Source organism: Emticicia sp. TH156, from assembly GCF_002855535.1.
GTDB classification, from domain to species: Bacteria; Bacteroidota; Bacteroidia; order Cytophagales; family Spirosomataceae; genus Emticicia; species Emticicia fluvialis.
The window spans coordinates 1-1,628 of the sequence record NZ_PKRS01000038.1 but is presented as its reverse complement, the minus strand read 5'-3'; the positions used below and the strand labels follow the sequence as shown (position 1 = coordinate 1,628).

Annotated in this window: 2 protein-coding genes; both read right to left on the bottom strand. The window is 34.0% G+C overall.

The annotated features are described in order from the left end of the window. Window positions 1-281: 281 nt before the first annotated feature. Window positions 282-725, bottom strand: coding sequence for a hypothetical protein (locus C0V77_RS22890; RefSeq protein ID WP_143706175.1), 444 nt, complete (start codon window positions 723-725; stop codon window positions 282-284). Then, entirely contained in the window at window positions 697-1,545 is an 849-nt protein-coding gene (locus C0V77_RS22885) for a hypothetical protein (protein WP_101728714.1), read from the bottom strand. The genes C0V77_RS22890 and C0V77_RS22885 overlap by 29 nt, the downstream gene beginning before the upstream one ends. Between the last annotated feature and the right edge of the window lie 83 nt (window positions 1,546-1,628).

Genomic DNA, 1,628 nt, shown 5'->3' with positions numbered 1-1,628 from the left:
CCTTCCTATACTGGCATTATAAGTTCTTGCGCCAAAGCTAATTCTTCGCAAATTAAACGTACTTTCCTTTTCTTTATTTTGGTATTCAAATTTATTTGGGCAGGGTCGGTTTAATCATCATTTCATTTAACTGCTTAATAAAAAGGCCACCCAATGAATAATCTATTGGATGGCCTTGAGCTAAATTCTGTACTTAAATTAGTTAACTTATTTCAGGACGTGTCAGTATATTAAAACACAAAGCCCCGAACTGCGGGGCTTTGTGTTACCATTAAAATCGTTTAAATTACATAAATCACTACATTTTTATCTCTTTCTTCCATAAAATGGGTTTTGTCTAATTTAATTAGCCTTTTTTCTGAGTTATTTTTTTTTAACAAGCTTTCTTCAGTAAGGCGATACTTTTGATTGTTAGGAATTTCAATATCTTTTAAAATAAGGGAATCGGCTTTTAAATCGGATTGAGAATACTCAACAGTTCCCTCTGACATATATTTTGTTAATGAATATATGTCTCCCTTTTCGTAATGTGCTTTATACCTTATTTCAAAAAATCTATCTCCAATCTTTAAAGGAGGCTCAGTAGAACCCACATAATTCGATATATTGCCTTTTATTTCTATCGCAATAATTATATCATTCACATTTGCTTTATCTGCATTTGAATTACAGCTCAAAACACAAAATATTAGAATGCTAATAATCGTTAGTCCTTGGAATTTCATTGCCTGTTCTTTTTTGAATTATTACCTCAATTTTACCTGGATTTGTTTGACTTTTTGCTGCTTGATTTTGGATTGCATTTAAAACACTATTTGAATAACTATTTGATGGGTTACTTTTTGAATTGTTATTATTACATACACCAAAGCAACCTTCTGATGCTGCCGTTTTAGAATTTGCTCCTAAATTGTAATTTCCGCCAACGTGAATCATAACTCCCGCTGCAACATCTGCTTTACTTCTGTAATCCATTTCTACTGATGTTTGATTTGGCTCGGCGTGAATAACCTCTGAACCATGTTGTGTTAATTTCAATGCTTCTGTATTGTTTCCTGCTGGATAACCATTACCCATAACTTTAGCTGTATAATGATTTTGGTTTCCATCTTTTGGCTCAAATGCAACATTTTTAGCAATTCCAGAGCCATCAGAATCTACCCAAGCATCTCTTGTCACAGAAAACTCCATCCTAAATTTGGAATCTTCAGTATCAGTTACTACAACCTTATATAAATCAGCCTTAGTAACTGCTCCACCGCTATAACCCAAAACTCTTTGGTCGGCGGTTTTGCCTGTCTTCTGTTTCGTAATTGTAACTATTGGATAGTCCAAAGCGCCATTAGGGTCTAAACGGTTAAGAGGATTACTGAGAGAATAATTGTATGGTGTTGCCCAAAATCTTTTATCCACCAACGGATCCACCCCATCAAACCTCCCGATACTCGCATTATAAGTCCTTGCGCCAAAGCTAATTCTTCGCAAATTAAACGTACTTTCCTTTTCTTTATTTTGAAGGCTTAATAGGCGACTGACGTGGTTCATTTTTAGTTTACACTTTTTGCGAATTATTAAAAGACAAATATTTACTTTTTGAACCTATTTTTCGGTAGTACAATTCTTCAAAA

Bases quoted from the DNA above. Each gene is read 5' to 3' on its own strand.
- C0V77_RS22890 (WP_143706175.1), bottom strand. From the start codon at position 725: ATGAAATTCCAAGGACTAACGATTATTAGCATTCTAATATTTTGTGTT.
- C0V77_RS22885 (WP_101728714.1), bottom strand. From the start codon at position 1,545: ATGAACCACGTCAGTCGCCTATTAAGCCTTCAAAATAAAGAAAAGGAA.